Origin of the sequence: Rhizobium acaciae, assembly GCF_025941625.1 — a bacterium.
Lineage (GTDB): Bacteria > Pseudomonadota > Alphaproteobacteria > Rhizobiales > Rhizobiaceae > Rhizobium > Rhizobium acaciae.
Map to the genome: position 1 here is coordinate 29,869 of NZ_JAPCZO010000022.1, position 17,234 is coordinate 47,102.

Consider the following 17,234-nt stretch of genomic DNA (forward strand, 5'->3'; position numbering starts at 1 on the left):
CAGGCCGCAGAAAAGCTGGCTTCGGGAGGTCGCATGCCGCTGGATACATTTCTCGCCCTCGTTCTCTTCGCCTTCACGACCTCGATCACGCCGGGGCCGAACAATATGATGCTCTTTGCATCGGGCGTGAATTTCGGCTTCCGCAGGACGATCCCGCATATGTTCGGCATCGGCGTGGGTTTCTTCTCGCTGCTGATCGGCGTCGGCCTGGGGCTAGGCGCGCTGCTGCACACGGTGCCCGTGGTCTATACGGCGCTGAAATTTGCGGGCGGCGCCTATCTCGTCTGGATCGCCTGGAAGATCGGCTCGTCGCGCTCGCTCAACGAAGGCAGGAGCGGCGTCGAGCCGATGTCCTTTTTCGCGGCGGCGGCCTTCCAGTGGGTCAACCCGAAAGCCTGGGTGATGGCGGTCACCGCGATGGCGACCTATACCAATCCGCAACTCTACCTGGTGAGCGTGCTGATCGTCGGTCTCGCTTTTGCGGCAGTCAATGTGCCCAGCGTTTCGACCTGGGCCGGCTTCGGCTCGGCGCTGAGGGAATGGCTTTCCGATCCGGTGCGGCTGAAATGGTTCAATATCAGCATGGCGGTGCTGTTGGTGCTAAGCCTCTGGCCGATGCTAAAATAGAGTGATTGCCGGCTTCATAAGCATTAGCCAGAGAATGCCGATGACGGCGAAGAAGGCCGGAAAACCGCAGGCGAACCAGATGCGATAAAGGCTGAAATAGGCCGGCGGCAGGGCTTTTCCCGCCGATGCTGCGGCGCGGGCGAGATCGCGTAGCCGGATCTGGATCCAGACGACTGGCAGCCAGAACAGGCCGGTCACGACATAAAGCAGCAGCGACAGCGCAATCCATCCCTCCGACAGTTCCCAACCGATCGACCGGGCCAGCAGATAGCCAGTCACCGGCTGGAGAATAGCAGCGGTGGCGGTGAAGAGGGTGTCGGCGATGACAACCGTGCCGGCGACATGGGCAATCAGCTTGGGATCGCGTGTCCGGTGCGCCATCACCATGAAGAAGGCGATGCCGGCGCCGGTGCCGAAGAGCACGGTCGCACCGATGACATGGGCAAGCAGCAGCCATTCCTCAAGCATCAACGTTCATCCAGGATGGCAAGGGCGACGAGCGTCAGCAGGATCGATGGCAGCACCTTGACGAGGGGACCGAGCGGATCGAGCCAGAGCGCGGGTTCGAGCAGGCTGGCACCGGCAAGATAGGCGAACGACACGGCCAGCATGCCGAGAAGGGCACGTTTTGCCAGCGGGCGAAGGAGGACGGCGGCCCCGAGAGCGATGTCGGTCAGGCAGGTTGCAAGCGTCAGTGCCGTTGCTGCGGCCTCAGGCATGAACGGCAGGAAGTGAGCGGACGTCTTCTCCAGCGCCAGCAGCGGGATCAAACCTGAGAGCAGCCAGAAAACGGATAGGCCCGATATGGCTAGCGGCTTCAGGAGATAGAGCCTGGCAAACCAGAGATCCTGTACGCCGGACGGATTGGCCGAGAGCGTCGCTGCCGCGGGTGTCGTAGCAAGACCGCTCCCTGTTTTCGAGCTCCGCACGCCTTCGGACATGACAGTCATCGCCGTCGAGCGCAGCGGCGAACGCCAGCCGAGCAGTCCTGATAGATCGGCCAGCCACGTCACCGGGCCGGCAAGCCAGCCGGGAAGAGAGAACACACGGGCGGGCGGCAGGCCGAGCCATTGGCGGTGAAGGCGGACGAGATCGGCGAGCGTCAGAACTTCGTTGGCGGCAAGATCGATATCGCCGGAGATGCCGCCGGAGACCGCCCGCGACACGGCTTCCGCCACATCGTCCACCGAAAGTGTTTCGACCGGACTTTTGGCATGGACCAGCGGCAATATGCAGGGAAAGGCGGCAAGCGTCCGCAGCAGCGCCGAACCGCCATGGGCATTGCGGCCGAGAACGAGGGCAGGGCGCAGGATGAGGTAAGGTAGGCCGCTTGCCGCCAGCGCCTCATCGGCCCGCCGCTTGGTGGCGAGGAAGGGAAGATCGCCAGCGGCTCCCGCCGTCCTTGCCGATATCTGCACGATCAGCGGGCGCGACGAACGTTTTGCTGCGGAATAGAGCGCCAGCATCGCCTCTGCCTGGGTAGCCGACAGATCATCCGACAGGCCGTCCTGCAGGGCGCCGGCGCAATTGACGACGACATGCAGGTCCTTGAGGATCTCGTCCCAATCCGCTGGTTTTGTCATGCGCGAGAGATCCGCGCGCTGCCAGTCGATCGCCTGATGTTTCAGGCGTGCATGCGTGGGATTACGGCCGAGCCCAGTCACGGCGTGGCCGTCGGCGACCAGCCGGGCCGCGACGACGGAGCCTATGAAGCCGGTTGCGCCGAGAATCAGAATGTTCATGGCAGGAGATTAGCGGAAAAGCGCATGAGACATAGAAGGGCTTGGCGAGCCTGCGGCATATGTTAGAAATAGCGGGCAGTTTCGGGAGGGCTTCGCCTTGCACGACCATGACGACGACCATGCTCACGGGCACGATCATGACAATCATTATTCCGACATGCAGGCGCGCGTGAAGGCGCTGGAAACGCTGCTGACGGAGAAGGGGCTGATCGATCCGGCGGCGATCGACGCGATCGTCGAGACCTATGAGACGAAGGTGGGACCGAGAAACGGCGCGCATGTCGTCGCCAAGGCCTGGAGCGATGCCGATTTTGCCGACTGGCTAAAGCGCGACGCGACGGCGGCCATCGCCAGCCTCGGTTACACCGGCCGGCAGGGCGAGCACATGCGCGCCGTCTTCAACACGGCCGAGACCCATAACCTTGTCGTCTGCACGCTCTGCTCTTGTTATCCCTGGTCGGTGCTCGGCCTGCCGCCGGTCTGGTACAAGGCGCCGGCCTATCGCTCGCGCGCCGTCATCGATCCGCGCGGCGTGCTGGCCGAATTTGAGCTGACGCTGCCGGAGGACAAGAAGATCCGCGTGTGGGATTCAACGGCGGAGCTGCGCTACCTCGTCATTCCCGAGCGGCCCGAAGGCACGGAAGGAATGGACGAGCAGTCGCTTGCGGATCTCGTGAGCCGCGATGCGATGATCGGCACGGCGGTTGCCCGCAGGCCGGAGAGCGCCACATGAACGGACCGCATGATCTCGGTGGGCAGATGGGCCTCGGACCTGTCGCGCCCGAACAGAACGAGCCCTATTTCCATGCCGAATGGGAAAAGCGGGCGCTCGGCATCACACTTTCCTGCGGCGCTTTCGGCGCATGGACGATCGACGAAAGTCGGCATGCGCGCGAGAATATTCCGCCGGCCGATTATCTCGCTGCCAGCTACTACGAAATCTGGATCCGCGGCATCGACATGCTGCTTGAACGGCACGGCTTTGCGACGCGCGCGGAATTGATGTCCGGCCATGCGCAGCAGGCGGGAGCGGTTCCAAAACGCGTGCTGAAAGCGGAGATGGTATCCGGCGTTCTGGCGAAAGGTGGCCCTTGCGATCGTCCTGTCGGGACAGCACCACTCTTCGTGGTCGGTGAGACGGTGAAGACGAAGAATTTCAATCCGGTCACACATACGCGCCTGCCGCGGTATGCCCGCGCCAGGACCGGAATGGTCGAGGCGGTGCAGGGTTCGTTCGTCTTTCCCGACGACAATGCCCATGGCAACGGCGAGAACCCGCAATGGCTCTATACGGTCGTTTTCGATGGCGCGGAGATTTGGGGCGGAGATGCAGATCCCACGCTGACCGTGTCGATCGATGCCTGGGAGAGCTATCTTGAGCCGGCATGAAATGTCGCCGTTGACGCAATCGCCCAACCTGCCGAGGTCACCGGAGGGCGAGCCGGTTTTTCCCGAGCCATGGGCGGCCGAAGCTTTCGCCATGACCGTGCACCTGCACGCAAAAGGCCTGTTCAGCTGGAGCCAATGGGCTGAAACGCTTTCCGCGCAATTGCACAAGCCTGGCCGGGCCGAAGATGGCAGCGACTATTTCGACTGCTGGGTGGCGGCACTCTCCGACCTCATCGTCGACAACGGAATCGCCGATGCGGAAACGATCCTGGTATTGCAGCAGAGCTGGCAGCGGGCGGCGGAAGCGACGCCGCACGGACGGCCGATCGAGCTTGGCAACGATCCCTTGCGCTGATTCTCACGACGGGAATTGTCGGTAGCACTCCTCAGCTACCTCCCGCAGCGTCTCGCGGGAGATTTCGCCAGTGACGGCGTAACCGAGTTCGCCGTCGATCCAGTAGAAGGTTTCGAGATTGCCTGATGAGGCGAAGCGGAAGCTCGTCGTGCGGTTCTCCGTGTTGCGGCCGACCATGACGGTTAGGCGCTCGCCGGCCTGGTTTTCATACATGAACATGGCGCCCGGCCTGCCGTCGACCGGCAGCAGGCGGCCGCCGACCAGCTTGAAGCCGAGCGGCTGCAGGTTCGGGATCTTGAGGTTCTGGATTGCCAGGCGCTTGCCGAGCCAGGTGGCGAGGTGGACCTCCTCGTTTGCGAAGACCTCGACGGGATGGCGAACCTCGGCGGCATAGACCGTGAAGGCGGTCTGGGCCTGTTTCGGCAGGGTTTCGGAGCCGGCAAGCTGCAGCTCCGGTTTTTCCAGAAGGGCCGGACCATAATGGCCGCTGACGGCGCCGAGCGCGAAGACGAGGAGGGCGGCTGCGGCGATCGCCGCACGTTTCCGCCCGGAAGAGATGCCGCGCGGCGGCGAAACCAGGAGAGCGTCGGTTTCCTTTGTTTTTTCATAGCCTGCAAACAGCGATCGGATGCCTGTATTCTGCGCCTGCCATTCGGCGACCATCGCCGCCTCGTCGGGATTGTCTGCCAGGAAGGCATCGATGCGGGCGCGTGCCGTTTCCGGCAGTTGGCCGTCGGCATAGGCGTGAAGGTCGGCTTCGGTGACGCTCGGATTGGTCTCGTTCATTTCGGTCTCCGAAGCGTAATGATATTGTCGGCTTTCAGCCGCTCGGCGACACGCTGGCGGGCGCGTGACAGGCGGGACATGACGGTGCCGATGGGGATATCGAGCGCGGCTGCGACCTCGCTGTAGGTGTATCCCTCAATAACGACAAGCATCAGCACGGCGCGGTATTCCTCCGAAAGGCTGTTCAGCGCATCGTCCAGCCGCGCGCGCTCCTGCGGATCGGCCGGCACTTCAGGCGCGGCCAGGTCAACTGCGGCGTCGAGTTCGACGAGGCTGTCGCGCGTCTTGCCGCGCCGGCCGTTGCGGTAGAGATTGGTCATGATGGTCAGGACCCAGCCGCGCAGGTTGAGGCCGCGCCATTGGCCGCGGCGCGTGAGAACCTTTTCGACACAATCCTGGAGCAGGTCCTCGCCATCGGCATCCGAGCGCGTCAGGCTGCGCGAATAGCGCCTGAGCGAGGGCAGGAGGGCCAGGATCTGGCCCTCGAAGGTTTCGGGTGCGGGTGTTTTCACGCCGGCTCTCTTGTCATCAGGGCCCCTGCAATCAAGGTTTGGCGAGATCCCAGTTGCCGCCGACGCCATCGCCGGTAATGTCGCCCATCTTCGTGTCCTTGACCCAGAAATAGAGCGGCATGCCGTCCTTGGCCCATTGCTTCGTGCCATCTTTGCGATCGATGATCGAATATGCACCATCGGCCTTGGCATCGCCAGCGGCCATCAGCGGCGGCCAGTTCTTGGCGCAATCGTCGTTGCAATTGGAAACGCCCTTGACGTCTTTCTTGAAGGTGTAGAGCGTCATGCCGTTTTCGCCGGCAAGAACCTTGCCCTTGGCGGATTCGACTTCCTTGACGGGAGCAGCGGCGAAAGCAGCGGTCGCGGCAAGGGCGGCGGCCGCCACGACGGACAGGAATTTCACGGTTTTCATGATGTCTCTCCTCAGATTGGGCACGCAATCTTGCGCTACCTGAGATGAGACACGAGGCGCGGTGGTTTTATTCCAGGCGCAGCAAAAGTTTTCGTGGCGGGCGAGGAGGGCCGAAGCCCGTTTCGCCCGCGCACTTCGTGTCGGGCGCCTTACCGGCTATGTTCCGGTGGCAGTCGCCGCCGCCATATCGACCCAGACCGCTTCGAATATATGGCCATCGGGATCTTCGAAGGCACGGTTGTAGAGCCAACCCATGTCCGTCAGCGGGCGCGGATCGGCTTTGCCCCCGGCGGCTGCGGCTGCCTCGACGATAGCGTCCACCTCTTCACGGCTGTCCATCGTCAGGGCGATCAGCATTTCGCTCGCCTTCTGCGCTTCGGCAACGGGCTTCGGCGTGAAGGTCGCGAAGAAATCGCGCGTCAGCAGGTGGAAGAAGATGGCGTCGGACCAAACCATGTTCGACGCCTGGTGATCGCTGAACTGTTCGTTCTTGCTGCAACCGATCGCTTCATAGAAGCGGGTCGCAGCGGCAAGGTCTTTCACCGGCAGGTTCACGAAGATCATCTTGGGCATTGCAGTTCTCCTCTTTGTCTTCCGAGCTTTGCCTTCCCGGCGGCTTTGCCTCACACAAACTCCTGTACGATCGTGTCACTGGCATGAATGCAGACGACTTCGAGCCGTCCGGTGCCGACATTCTCGAAGCGGTGGGGAATGTTGGCGGCCACGACGACGATATCGCCGGGAAAGGCGCGGGTCTTGGCGTCGCCCATCGTGAATTCGGCTTCGCCTTTCCTGACGGCCCACGTTTCGGAATAGGGGTGGACATGCAGGTCAGGCCCTTGGCCAGGCTCATTGTCGACCAGGAAAAGCGATATCTCGCCGCCATGGTCGCGGCCTTCGAAGCGGACCGTGCGGCTCTGATCGGGTCGCGGTTCCTGGTGGCGAAGAATCCTGAACATCACGTGCCTCCTGCTGGTGCCATCTGTGAACTTAAAACTATCTTCGCGAGAAGATATATTCCCAAAACTATCTTCCTGTCAAGATATCTTCCGTGACTCGGATAGAAGGTGTATGTCTCGCTTGTGGTGATATGAGGCAGAGAATGATGAATGGAACTAAAGGGGACGGTGACCGCCTCGGGGACGAGGACCGCCCCGGCGAGGACCACGTCGACCGGCTGCGCCGGCAATGGGCGCTGGAACTGCCCGACCTCGACACCGAGCCGATGGCGATCCTGGGGCGGGCCTTCCGGCTGTCGAACTTGGTGCGTCCCAGCATTGAGGCGACATTTGCCGATTTTGGCATCGACCGCGGCGAGTTCGACGTCATCGCAACGCTTCGCCGTTCCGGAGCGCCTTACCTGATGACCCCGACGGAGATGTATTCGGCGCTGATGATTTCCTCGGGAGGCCTGACCCACCGGCTCGACCGGCTGGAGAAGGCGGGCCTGATCCGCCGGGAGAAATCGCCACGTGACGGGCGCAGTGTGCTGGTGGCATTGAGCGAGGCGGGTGCGGCACTCGCCGAAAAGGCCTTCCGCACCGACATGGCGAGCGAAGCTTCTTTTCTGCAGGCTCTTGACGGAAAGGAGCGCGAGGCGCTCGCGGTGCTGCTGCGCAAGCTGATCGCCGGAATTGAAAATGAGCAGGCGCGAGGAGAGGACGAGAAAGCGGACTGAAGGGAGATCGGAGTCCCGCATCGCCGTTGAGGCAGCAACACGCTGCTTTTGCAGCGCATTTACATCGCGTCGGTTTTCGGATATGATATGTCCTTAATTCCATTGGCAGAGCCAGCCATCAGACGAGTTGCTGAATGATCCTGAAAAGCCAGGTCGAGTGGGCGCTTCACTGCTGCGCCATTCTCGCGGGCCTGCCAGAGGGCAGGTATCTTTCCACCAAGGCGCTCGCCGAGCTTCATGGTCTGCCGAAGGAATATCTCTCCAAGGCGCTCCAGAGCCTTTCGCAGGCATCGCTGGTCGAGACCACGCTCGGTCCAAGTGGCGGCTACAGGCTTGCCAAGACCCCCTCGGATATCAACTTTCTCGAGATCGTCGAGGCGGTCGAGGGGAAGGCCCGCAGCTTCACCTGTACGAACATCCGGGCGAACAATCCCTGCCGGCCGGAAGGATATTGCGACAGCAAGCCATGCGCAGTCGCGCGCGTCATGTGGGAGGCCGACGAGGCCTGGCGGGATACGCTGAGGCGCGTCCGGCTTTCCGATCTGGTCGGCACCTTGTCCGAGGAAGTGCCGGCCGACATTTGGCGGAGCACATTCGAATGGGTGCTCAAGCGCGCCGGCTGAGCGGGGTGCCGATCTCTATGCCTTGAAGATGGTTCTGATGGTCTTCAGGATGACATGGGCGCTGCGGGCATGTTCCGGGGCCAGGGAGGCGCCGTTGCGGAAACGCTCGGCCCGGCTGGCGAGGTGGTCGGCTATTTCTTCCGCCAGCGCCGGGCGTTCGCTTAAGAGCGGCGCGAAGGCCTCTTGATCGATCTCATAGGCGGTCACGGGGGTCAGAGCTTCCAGGGTGCAGACTTCCTGCATGCCGGCGAGCAGTCCGGTCTCTCCAAAAAAGTCGCCCGGCGCGAGCCGTCCGCGTTCCTCGCCTGCGTTCCGCGCCGCGATGATGCCGGCGCGCACCATCATCAGTGAGGGGAGCATTTCGTCCTCCCGCACGATCACATCGCCTTTGCGGAACTCCCGGACAGTCGTGGTTTCGGCGAGCCTGCGCTTTTCATCTGATGTCAGCGTCGTAAAGACCGGAATGGCCTCGATCAGGGCAAGCGGCGTTACGCTCGGCGGCTTTGCGCTTTCTTCCGTCGGCAGATCGGCGGTCAGCACCGTCGCCGACGGCGGAATGGCCAGCAGCAGGCCGGCGGATTTGCAATGGCGATAGACGAGATCGAGCACCTCGTTCCGCGCCGGCACCCGCTGGCTCGGGCTCGTCACCCGAAACTGCAGCTCGACCTCAAGCGCCGTGGCATCCAGCCCCTTGAGTGCCACGACCGGCGGCGGCTCGCGCACGATCGAATTGCAGCTCGTAAGAGCCGTTGCCATAACGTGGCGGACCGATGCCGGCATGCGCGTCGGGGCGATGCGGATGGTGAGGATCAGGAGATGGCTCTCGTCCGGCCGGCTGACATTGGTCAGGCCGAGCTTTGCCAGAAAACTGTTCGGCAGAACGACGACATTGTTGGCACTGGTTAGGATGTGTGTCGCGCGCCAATTGCTTTCGACGACGCGCCCCTCCGTGCCGTCGCTGAGAAGGATCCAGTCGCCGATGATGTATGGCCGTCCGAGTGTCAGGGCGATGCCGGAGAAGACGTCAGCGAGCGTGTTCTGCAGCGCCAAGCCGAGAATGATGGCGACCACGCCCGAGGTGGCAACGAGGGTTCCGATCGGCACGCCGAAGACGAAGGCCAGAACCGACAGGGCCATGCCGATATAGACGACGCCGATGACCAGATCCTGGAGCAGGCGGGCCTCTCGCGGACTGCCCTCCAGCACCAGATAGAGCCTGATGAAACCGATGACGGCCCATGCCAGATGGATCCACCAGAGGGTTTTCGCGACGATGACGAGCAGGGCCTGCGGATCCTCGGACTCATATCCTTGAAACCGGTGGGGTTCGATGCCGCTGCCGACGAGGATCAGCGTCATTACCGCAAAGAAGAGGATCTGCACCACCAGCCGCGTCGTCGGCCGATGGCGGGAGAGAAGGTGCCAGACGATGATCCCGGCGAATCCGACTGTTATCAGGGATATCAGAGGCTTGCCGAAGAGGGCGTCGTTAATCATCTCTCTGTCTCCGGGTGCGGGCCGCGTATGATTCAGCATCTCGGCCGCCCGCGCAAGCATGAGGCCCGGGCGGGCAGCATAGGTCGATCGTCACTTCTTGAGCGGGTAGGTCAGCTCTTTCTGGTTGGTGTCGACGACGAAGACGGCGAGCAGGCGGGCGGGCTTGGTCTCGCTGTCGTTGGCACTGACGCCATGACGGTCACCCGGCATCTCGGAGAAGCTCTCTCCGGCATGATAGACCTTGACCGGGCCGTCATTGACCTGGCTGCGGATCGCTCCTTCAAGCACGGTGGCGTAGATGAAGGCCGTGTCGGGATGAGTGTGGCCTTCGGAGAAGCCGCCCGGGCCGTATTCGACCAGCACGCCCTTGATGCTCTTGCCCGGCACGTTCGGAAGCTCGTGCTCATAGACGAGTGTCACTTTCGCAGACTCGCTGCTGTCATGGGCGCTGACGCCGGTGGCAGCCGGAAAGGCGAGGGCGGCGGCGAGGAAAAATGTTCTGATCATCGGAATCTCCATGGTTGCTGGGTCGGGGGAAGACGCGCCCGAGCGGCCGCGTCTTGAGGGCACGTCAATCATGTCGGCTGGGCGGACTTTGCGAACCACTGCTCGAAGGTGATCGAACCAAGCCGCGGATTGTCGTCGGAAACGAGCGATTGGTCGTTCAGTCTTGCGCCGAAATATCTCGCCTCGACATCAGCCTCGGTGGTGCGCGGGTCTTTCATGGCCTTCAGATAGCGGGCGACGAGCTCGCTGAGGCGCGCCCTTTCCGGACCAGCGATCTCGAGCGTCGCGTTGGCGGGAGCAGAGAGGGCCACGTCCGCCATGGCGTCCGCCACGTCGTCGGAAGCAATCGGCTGCACGTAGGCCGGCGACAGGTGGACCGTCTGGCCGACCGTTCCCGATTGAGCGATGCCACCGAGGAATTCCATGAACTGCGTCGAATGGACGATGGTGTAGGGAATTCCCGATGCCTTGATCAGTTTTTCCTGGGCAAGCTTGCCGCGGAAATAGCCGCTTTCCTGCAGACGCTCGGTGCCGACGACGGAGAGGGCGATATGGTGCTTGACGCCGGCGAGTTTTTCGGCGGCGAGAAGATTGCGGCCCGAGGTCTCGAAAAATTCGAGCACGGCCTTATCCTCGAAGGACGGCGAGTTGGCGAGGTCGAGCACGACTTCGGCGCCCGAGAGCGCCTCCGCCAGTCCTTCTCCCGTGATCGTGTTGACGCCTGAGTTCGGCGAGGCGGCGATCACTTCATGGCCGCGTTTGCGCAGGCGTTCGACAGTCTTCGAACCGATAAGGCCGGTTCCGCCGATGACAACGATTTTCATAATGGATCTCCGTTCGCTGCCGTGGTGCGGCGGCGTCAAAGGTGAATCTTCTCAATGAATTGCGCGGTTTAGTTCAGGCCAGCCTTATCGAGGCCGTAGGCCTTGTCGGCCGTGCCGGGCACGGTCTTGAAGCCGACATTGACGCGGTTCCAGGCGTTGATCGCCATGACGACGAAAGTCAGATCCGAGATCTCCTTCTCGGAAAGCTGGCCGCGCACCCGTTCGTAAATCTCGTCGGGAACGCCGCCCTCGGGAAGCTTCGTCAGTGCTTCGGTCCAGGCAAGGGCTGCGCGCTCCCGGGGGATGAACAGGTTCGATTCCCGCCAGATGGCGACGTGGTAGAGCCGCAGTTCCGTCTCGCCGAGGATCTTGGCCTGCTTCACATGCATATCCAGGCAAAAGCCGCATCCATTGATCTGCGAAGCGCGGACCTCGACGAGGGCCTGCAGCTTCTCGTCGATCACGCTGCTCTTCAGCGCCATGCTGAATTCCATGAATTTCTTGAAAAGCTCGGGGGACTGTTGGGCGTAGTTCAGTCGCTGGGTCATGTGTCTCTCCTTTAATTAAGGATATTAGATATCCTTATGGATAAAAGATATCCTTAATTGCTGGACTGTAAAGCCATTCTCGCTTAGTCTGGCTGCATAAGGCCTATGCGCAAAAGTATGAGGGGAAGGGGATGGATATCGTTTCGGCATTGCGGACCTTTCAGCGCGTCGTGGAGACGGGTTCGTTTTCGGCGGCGGCGCATGATCTCGACGTGACGCAGCCGGCGGTCTCGCGACAGGTCGCCGCCCTCGAAGGCCACTTCAACACCCGCCTCCTGCATCGCACGACGAGCGGCCTGTCGCTGACGGTAGAGGGGGAGCGGATGCTGCCGATGGCGCTGCGGATTCTCGAAGCGGTTGAGGAGCTCGGCGATGCGGCCGGCTCGGACGGAGCCATGGCCTCGGGAAAGGTCAGGCTCAGCGTTCCAGCACCACTCGGCCTCTATCTCAGCGAGCGGCTCGGCGATCTTCTCGCCGCCCATCCAAAGCTCTCCGTTGAACTCATCTTCAGGGAGCAGGGCTCGGATATGATCGAGGAGCGCCTGGATCTCGAAGTGCGCTTGGGCCAGGTCGCCGACAGCAGCCTCGTCTGCCGGCGGATCGGCTGGACGACCGCCTTCCTCGTTGCATCTCCCGCCTATCTCGCGCGCAGGGCGGCTCCCCGCGCACCGAAGGAGATCAAGGACCATGAATGCCTGTGCTATAATAGGGGAGGTGAGGCCAGTAGCTGGTCCTTCTCGAACGGTTCGGAAGACATATCGGTGCGGATCTCACCGCGGCTGACCGCCTGCAATGCCGTCGCCATTCACCGGGCAGCCCTTGCTGGAGCGGGTCTTGCGGTGCTTTCGCACATCATCGCGATGCCCGATATCGCCGCCGGTCGGCTGGTCCCCGTGATGAAGGATTTCCAGCCGAGCCGGCTGCCGGTGACCGTCGTCTATCCCTCGCGACGCAACATGCCGCTGCGCGTCAAGACGGTTCTGGATTTTCTCACCGAGGCTATGGGGCGGGACCCGTCGATGTGCGCCGGCGGCGCGGACCGACAGTGGAACTGATGATCGTCCGGCCGGGCGATTTGCCGTTTTCCGCCTTGCCTAAATCCCGCGAATCCTGCCAAGTCCTGCGATCATGCAATTTGCGCCGCAACAAGATGAAGCCCTGAAGGCTGTTTCGAAATGGCTGAAGGAAGGGCGCTCGCCGCTCTTTCGCCTGTTCGGCTATGCCGGAACGGGAAAGACGACGCTTGCCAAGCATTTTGCCGAAAATGTCGATGGCGACGTGCTGTTTGCCGCCTTCACCGGCAAGGCGGCGCAGGTGCTGCGCTCGCGCGGCGCCTCCAACGCCCGGACGATCCACTCGCTGATCTACCGGCCGCGCGGCGAGGAGGCGGTGGAAGACGAGGAAACAGGCAAGACCTCGATCGCACCGATGTTTTCGATCAACCGGCAAAGCCCGGTCGCGAAGGCAGCACTGATCATCGTGGACGAATGCTCGATGGTGGACGAGGCTCTCGGCAAGGATCTGATGAGCTTCGGCACGCCGATCCTGGTGCTCGGCGATCCCGGCCAGCTGCCGCCGGTCACAGGCGGCGGCTACTTCACCAATCAGGATCCGGACTACCTGCTCACCGATATCCACCGGCAGGCGCGCGACAATCCGATCATCAAGCTCGCCATGCAGGTGCGCGAAGGCAATGAGGTGATGTACGGCGATTACGGCACGGCCAAGGTGATCTCGAAGAACGAGGTGACGCAGCAGTTGGTGCTCGATGCCGATCAGGTGCTCGTCGGCACCAATCGCACGCGGCGGCGCTACAATCAGCGCCTGCGCGAGTTGAAAGGCTTCAATGCCGATTATCCGCAGACCGGCGACAAGCTCGTCTGCCTCAGGAACGATCCGGCCAAGGGCCTGCTCAACGGCTCGCTCTGGCAGGTGATGACCTCGTCTAAGGAAACGACGAAGCCCGGCATCAATCTGCTCGTCCGGCCAGAGGATGACGACATGGACCGGGGAGCAGCCAAGATCAAGCTGCTGAAGCAGGCCTTCGAGGATGTCGAGGGCGAGATCCCCTGGAACACCCGCAAACGCTACGACGAGTTCGACTATGGCTATGCGCTGACCGTTCACAAGGCGCAGGGTTCGCAATGGAATGATGTCGTGCTGTTCGACGAGAGCTGGGCATTTCGCGATACGCGGGAACGCTGGCTCTATACCGCGATCACGCGCGCGGCGGAGACGCTGACAATCGTCCGCTGATCCCAGTCGCACTCGCGAGCAGCTCGCTTCTGCTGATCGGACTAAAGAAAGAGGAGACGGTGGCGGCCGTCAGGGGGCGTGATTCAGGCCTGCACGATGCCGAGCAGAACTGCCTTGGCGATGGCCTGGAAGCGGTTGTTGGCGCGGAATTTCAGGATAATTCCTGCCTCCAGGTCGCGGGTTTCGTCATGCTTCAGGTCGAGCGCCCGGGCGATGCGCTGGGTGGAATAACCCTCGGCCATCAGTTCCAGGCAACGCCGCTCCTGCGGGGTCAGGCTTGCACTGTCCTGATTGTCGTTTAACGGCGGCTCCTCCATGCTGCCGTCGTAGTCCAGGAGGTCGCCGACCTGCTGGAGTTGGCGGTGCAGGGTCGACATCTCAGCCGTCAGTTCGCGCTTGCGCACCTGCAAGGCCTCGCGGAACATCGCCTCGGCCGTTTCCTGCGAATCGGCGTTGCGGAGTTCGTCCATCAGTTCCTGGATGACGGCAATCGGCATGCCGGTTTCGCGGCAGACTGTAATGACGGCCATGCGCATCACGTCGTCCTGGCCGTAGACCCGCATCAGGCCGATGCGGTTGGCTGAAATCAACCCTTTCTCTTCATAGAAATGCAGTGTCCTGTGCGTGACGCCGAATGCGTTTGCCATGTCGGCAATGGGCACCGGACCGTCTGGTAGATCCGGCGGTAGCGCGGCCGAAGGCAGGAACCGGTATTTCGACCGGGCCTCCGAAGCGATACCGGCGGTGGCAAACAGGCGTTTGGAACCGTCTGGCATGAACCCTCCTGGGGCATGTTGTTGCACCTCATGCGGTTTTGCCAGTTGCTTCCCATGCGCGGCGAGTGGGGTTTCCTCTAGGCGTTCTTCTCATTGGGAAAGAAGCAGTACGCGGCGTACACTACGCGATACGATCTCCACGTTATGCGTGAACGATCTTTTTTATAAGTGCTAAAAATAATCTCTTTTAAATGGGATAGCAACTTTACCGGCATATTTTGCCGGGTTCTTGGGTGTGTTGCACAAAAACATCTGCTGCACTGCGGGATCTCGCGGTCCTCTTCAAAGGTGATGGGATTTACTATCTGCGGTACGCGTGCGGCAAATGCTCAGCGTAATTTCGGCGCCCATCAGCGATTGGCATCGCATCCATTTGTGAATCTCGTTGGCCATCGCGGAGCACTTGGCTTAAAAGCAGGCCTCCCATTTCCGTGACCGATGGATCTCGCCATGCCCGCCAAGCTCTCCGTGAACCTCAACGCCGTCGCCATGCTGCGCAACCGGCGCGACCTGCCCTGGCCGAGCGTCGAAGCGCTCGGGCGTATCGCGCTGAAATCCGGTGCGAGCGGGCTGACGGTGCATCCGCGCCCAGACCAGCGGCACATCCGCTTTTCCGACCTGCCTGTCATCCGAAACCTGATCGATGACGAATTTCCCAAGGCCGAGTTCAATATCGAGGGTTATCCGACCGAAGAATTTTTCGAGCTTTGCGCCGGGGCGGCACCCGAGCAGGTGACGCTGGTGCCCGACGATCCCGCGCAGGCGACCTCCGATCACGGCTGGGATTTCCGCAAGCACCAAGCGTTCCTGACCGATGCCGTCGCGCGGCTGAAGACGATGGGATGCCGGGTGTCGCTGTTTGCCGATGGTGACGGGGACGCACAGGCGGTTGAGATCGCCAAGGCGGTTGGCGCCGATCGGATCGAACTCTATACCGGCCCCTATGGCGACTGCTACGACGCGCCGGAACGGGCGCCCCCGATCCTCGAAGCGCTCGGACGGACGGCGGATGCGGCCCTTGCGATCGGTGTCGCCGTCAATGCCGGCCATGACCTGACGGTCGAAAATCTGCCGGCGCTGGTCAGGCGCATTCCCCAGCTTGCCGAGGTCTCGATCGGCCACGGCCTGACCGCCGATGCGCTGGAATATGGCATGGCGGAAACGGTGCGGCGCTTCTGCCGGGCCTGTGGGCAGACGATCTGATCATTGAAGAAAGCCCGCCCCGTGATGTGCGAGGCGAGCTTTCCAGACGACCTTATGCTGCCTCAGGCGGTCAGGGCCGCCTTGTGTTCGAGGAAGAAATCTTTCAGCGGCTGCGGCTGTTTGCCGGTCAGCTTGGTGAAGTCTTCGGTGACGATGTCGAACTTGCCGGCGCGGGTGTTGGCGTCGGCAGAAACCAGCATATCGGCGACGAAACCGGGAAGTCCGGCGCCGCGCATGCCCTGGCCGAGCTGTTCGTCGGTGACGTCGATCACTTCGAGCGGCTTGCCGGCGACGTCGGAAACGATGGCGGCAATCTGCCGGCTGTTCAGCGAATTGGTGCCAGTCACCGTATAGGTGGCGCTCTCGGATGTGCCGGAGGCAAGGGCTGCGGCGATCGCCAGGGCGCAGTCGTCACGCGAGATGGTCGAGATCTTGCCGTCGCCCGTGGCGCTGTACCATTTGCCGCCCTGCAGATTGTGCGGCATGCCGTGCAGGTAATTGTCGTGATACCAGGCATCGCGGATGATCGTATGGGCGATGCCGCTTGCCTTGATGGCGTTTTCGCTGCCGAGATGATCGGGCGCGAAGGTGACGAGCGAATTGTCCGGCGCCGGCATCGAGGTATAGGCGATGTGCTTGACACCTGATTTGACCGCCGCCGCGACGGCGCCCTTGTGCTGGGCGAGGCGTTTGCCGGGAGTATCCAGCGCATCGGTGCTGATGATCAACAACCGGTCGACGCCGGCGAAAGCCTTCTCCAGGCCTGCCGCGTCATCGAAATCGGCCTTGCGGGTGACGACGCCTTTCTTTTCGAGTTCGGAGAGCTTTTCGGGGCTGCGCGTCGCCGCGACGATGTTGCCGGGGGCGACCTTGTAGGTCTCGATGAGGTGATGGATGACACGCTGGCCGAGTTGCCCGGCAGCGCCGGTGACCAGGATGATTTCGCTCATACGTCGTTTCCTTCTGTGTTTGTGCAGGTGGTCTCGAAAAGAGAGTAACGCTAGAATAGGAATTGACTTGGCGGTGTAAAGGAGGCAGTTTTTCAGCTCTACGTTACCAAAAGGGAACCAGCCGATGAGTGGCGCGGTCGTCAGTCTGAAGAACAGGATGCCGGGGGCGCGGCGCGAGATCGATCTCGCCGGCCTGGATTTCGGCAATTGCCCGGTCAGGGACATGATGCAGCAGATCGGCGGCAAATGGTCGACGCTGCTGCTTGAGGTGCTGGCGGATCGGCCTTATCGCTTCGGCGAACTGCGGCGGATGATCCCCGATATTTCGCAGCGCATGCTGACGCAGACGCTGCGCGACCTGCAAAGGGATGGTTATATCGACCGCGAGGTCTTCCCGACCAAGCCGCCGAGCGTCGAATATTCGATGACCGAACTTGGACGTTCGCTCTACCAGCCGCTGTCGCAGCTTCTGAACTGGGCAGAAGCGAACCATGATGCCGTTCGCGCCGCCCGTTCTCAGTTCGATTCTCACAACAGCTAGTGCCGCTG

Annotated in this window: 23 protein-coding genes; 10 read left to right on the top strand and 13 right to left on the bottom strand. The window is 62.0% G+C overall.

Features of this window, described 5'->3' with window-relative positions; genetic code table 11:
- The first annotated feature begins 33 nt into the window (after positions 1–33).
- Positions 34–627, top strand: a complete 594-nt coding sequence (locus tag OLZ32_RS29070; RefSeq protein WP_003541284.1) for a LysE family translocator — start codon at positions 34–36, stop codon at positions 625–627.
- On the opposite strand, the gene OLZ32_RS29075 is transcribed toward OLZ32_RS29070, so the two are convergent.
- Both OLZ32_RS29075 and OLZ32_RS29080 read right to left on the bottom strand, forming a co-directional pair.
- On the bottom strand, positions 619–1,095 hold the full coding sequence (locus OLZ32_RS29075; protein WP_264398822.1) for a DUF2269 family protein: 477 nt from the start codon (positions 1,093–1,095) through the stop codon (positions 619–621). The two genes, OLZ32_RS29070 and OLZ32_RS29075, sit on opposite strands and share 9 nt — an antisense overlap.
- Positions 1,095–2,369: an SDR family oxidoreductase gene (locus tag OLZ32_RS29080; RefSeq protein ID WP_264398823.1), complete on the bottom strand. Its 1,275-nt coding sequence runs from the start codon at positions 2,367–2,369 to the stop codon at positions 1,095–1,097. The genes OLZ32_RS29075 and OLZ32_RS29080 overlap by 1 nt, the downstream gene beginning before the upstream one ends.
- A 97-nt stretch (positions 2,370–2,466) precedes the next feature.
- On the opposite strand from OLZ32_RS29080, the gene nthA reads away from it, so the two are divergent.
- From nthA to OLZ32_RS29095, 3 genes are read left to right on the top strand one after another with little or no spacing between them, the layout of a single operon-like run.
- Positions 2,467–3,102 (top strand): nitrile hydratase subunit alpha, encoded by a 636-nt coding sequence (gene nthA, locus OLZ32_RS29085; protein ID WP_017988912.1) that lies wholly within the window; start codon positions 2,467–2,469, stop codon positions 3,100–3,102.
- Positions 3,099–3,758 carry a nitrile hydratase subunit beta gene (gene nthB / locus OLZ32_RS29090; protein WP_017988911.1) on the top strand — a complete coding sequence of 220 codons (660 nt, stop codon included), beginning with the start codon at positions 3,099–3,101 and terminating at the stop codon, positions 3,756–3,758. Before nthA ends, nthB begins: the two co-directional genes overlap by 4 nt.
- The gene (locus OLZ32_RS29095) at positions 3,745–4,113 is read left to right on the top strand and encodes a nitrile hydratase accessory protein (protein ID WP_264398826.1); all 369 of its coding nucleotides are present in this window, start codon (positions 3,745–3,747) and stop codon (positions 4,111–4,113) included. Before nthB ends, OLZ32_RS29095 begins: the two co-directional genes overlap by 14 nt.
- 3 nt (positions 4,114–4,116) lie before the next feature.
- Here OLZ32_RS29095 and OLZ32_RS29100 read toward each other — a convergent pair whose 3' ends face one another.
- The 5 genes from OLZ32_RS29100 to OLZ32_RS29120 all read right to left on the bottom strand — a co-directional run bounded on the left by OLZ32_RS29100 (position 4,117) and on the right by OLZ32_RS29120 (position 6,782).
- The gene (locus tag OLZ32_RS29100; RefSeq protein ID WP_264398828.1) at positions 4,117–4,899 is read right to left on the bottom strand and encodes an anti-sigma factor family protein; all 783 of its coding nucleotides are present in this window, start codon (positions 4,897–4,899) and stop codon (positions 4,117–4,119) included.
- A complete protein-coding gene (locus tag OLZ32_RS29105) occupies positions 4,896–5,411 on the bottom strand; it encodes an RNA polymerase sigma factor (protein WP_264398829.1) in 516 nt (171 codons plus the stop codon). The genes OLZ32_RS29100 and OLZ32_RS29105 overlap by 4 nt, the downstream gene beginning before the upstream one ends.
- A 31-nt stretch (positions 5,412–5,442) precedes the next feature.
- Positions 5,443–5,823: a COG4315 family predicted lipoprotein gene (locus OLZ32_RS29110; protein ID WP_003541268.1), complete on the bottom strand. Its 381-nt coding sequence runs from the start codon at positions 5,821–5,823 to the stop codon at positions 5,443–5,445.
- Between the two features lie 156 nt (positions 5,824–5,979).
- Complete coding sequence (locus tag OLZ32_RS29115; RefSeq protein WP_003541266.1) at positions 5,980–6,396, bottom strand: VOC family protein; 417 nt, start codon at positions 6,394–6,396, stop codon at positions 5,980–5,982.
- Between the two features lie 50 nt (positions 6,397–6,446).
- The gene (locus OLZ32_RS29120) at positions 6,447–6,782 is read right to left on the bottom strand and encodes a cupin domain-containing protein (RefSeq protein WP_003541265.1); all 336 of its coding nucleotides are present in this window, start codon (positions 6,780–6,782) and stop codon (positions 6,447–6,449) included.
- Between the two features lie 143 nt (positions 6,783–6,925).
- Between OLZ32_RS29120 and OLZ32_RS29125 the strand changes: the two genes are divergently transcribed.
- The gene (locus tag OLZ32_RS29125; RefSeq protein WP_264398832.1) at positions 6,926–7,501 is read left to right on the top strand and encodes a MarR family winged helix-turn-helix transcriptional regulator; all 576 of its coding nucleotides are present in this window, start codon (positions 6,926–6,928) and stop codon (positions 7,499–7,501) included.
- Between the two features lie 134 nt (positions 7,502–7,635).
- Positions 7,636–8,124, top strand: a complete 489-nt coding sequence (locus OLZ32_RS29130) for an RrF2 family transcriptional regulator (protein WP_017988907.1) — start codon at positions 7,636–7,638, stop codon at positions 8,122–8,124.
- Between the two features lie 15 nt (positions 8,125–8,139).
- Here OLZ32_RS29130 and OLZ32_RS29135 read toward each other — a convergent pair whose 3' ends face one another.
- The 4 genes from OLZ32_RS29135 to OLZ32_RS29150 all read right to left on the bottom strand — a co-directional run bounded on the left by OLZ32_RS29135 (position 8,140) and on the right by OLZ32_RS29150 (position 11,500).
- Positions 8,140–9,621 carry a mechanosensitive ion channel family protein gene (locus tag OLZ32_RS29135; RefSeq protein WP_264398834.1) on the bottom strand — a complete coding sequence of 494 codons (1,482 nt, stop codon included), beginning with the start codon at positions 9,619–9,621 and terminating at the stop codon, positions 8,140–8,142.
- Positions 9,622–9,711: 90 nt separating this feature from the next.
- Positions 9,712–10,128, bottom strand: coding sequence for a cupin domain-containing protein (locus OLZ32_RS29140; RefSeq protein WP_029870331.1), 417 nt, complete (start codon positions 10,126–10,128; stop codon positions 9,712–9,714).
- 68 nt (positions 10,129–10,196) lie between these two features.
- The gene (locus OLZ32_RS29145) at positions 10,197–10,952 is read right to left on the bottom strand and encodes an SDR family oxidoreductase (protein WP_003541255.1); all 756 of its coding nucleotides are present in this window, start codon (positions 10,950–10,952) and stop codon (positions 10,197–10,199) included.
- A 68-nt stretch (positions 10,953–11,020) separates the two neighbouring features.
- A complete protein-coding gene (locus tag OLZ32_RS29150; RefSeq protein WP_003541253.1) occupies positions 11,021–11,500 on the bottom strand; it encodes a carboxymuconolactone decarboxylase family protein in 480 nt (159 codons plus the stop codon).
- A gap of 131 nt (positions 11,501–11,631) precedes the next feature.
- Here OLZ32_RS29150 and OLZ32_RS29155 point away from each other — a divergent pair, with 131 nt between their 5' ends.
- Entirely contained in the window at positions 11,632–12,555 is a 924-nt protein-coding gene (locus tag OLZ32_RS29155) for a LysR family transcriptional regulator (protein ID WP_003541251.1), read from the top strand.
- Between the two features lie 73 nt (positions 12,556–12,628).
- Positions 12,629–13,756 carry an ATP-dependent DNA helicase gene (locus OLZ32_RS29160; RefSeq protein WP_003541249.1) on the top strand — a complete coding sequence of 376 codons (1,128 nt, stop codon included), beginning with the start codon at positions 12,629–12,631 and terminating at the stop codon, positions 13,754–13,756.
- An 83-nt stretch (positions 13,757–13,839) separates the two neighbouring features.
- Here OLZ32_RS29160 and OLZ32_RS29165 read toward each other — a convergent pair whose 3' ends face one another.
- Positions 13,840–14,532, bottom strand: coding sequence for a MerR family transcriptional regulator (locus OLZ32_RS29165; protein ID WP_003541247.1), 693 nt, complete (start codon positions 14,530–14,532; stop codon positions 13,840–13,842).
- A gap of 450 nt (positions 14,533–14,982) precedes the next feature.
- Between OLZ32_RS29165 and OLZ32_RS29170 the strand changes: the two genes are divergently transcribed.
- The gene (locus OLZ32_RS29170) at positions 14,983–15,735 is read left to right on the top strand and encodes a pyridoxine 5'-phosphate synthase (RefSeq protein ID WP_264398842.1); all 753 of its coding nucleotides are present in this window, start codon (positions 14,983–14,985) and stop codon (positions 15,733–15,735) included.
- A 62-nt stretch (positions 15,736–15,797) separates the two neighbouring features.
- Here the strand turns inward: OLZ32_RS29170 and OLZ32_RS29175 are convergent, their stop codons facing one another.
- Positions 15,798–16,685 carry an SDR family oxidoreductase gene (locus OLZ32_RS29175; RefSeq protein WP_017988904.1) on the bottom strand — a complete coding sequence of 296 codons (888 nt, stop codon included), beginning with the start codon at positions 16,683–16,685 and terminating at the stop codon, positions 15,798–15,800.
- Between the two features lie 124 nt (positions 16,686–16,809).
- Between OLZ32_RS29175 and OLZ32_RS29180 the strand changes: the two genes are divergently transcribed.
- A complete protein-coding gene (locus tag OLZ32_RS29180) occupies positions 16,810–17,226 on the top strand; it encodes a winged helix-turn-helix transcriptional regulator (protein WP_003541241.1) in 417 nt (138 codons plus the stop codon).
- Positions 17,227–17,234 lie beyond the last annotated feature (8 nt).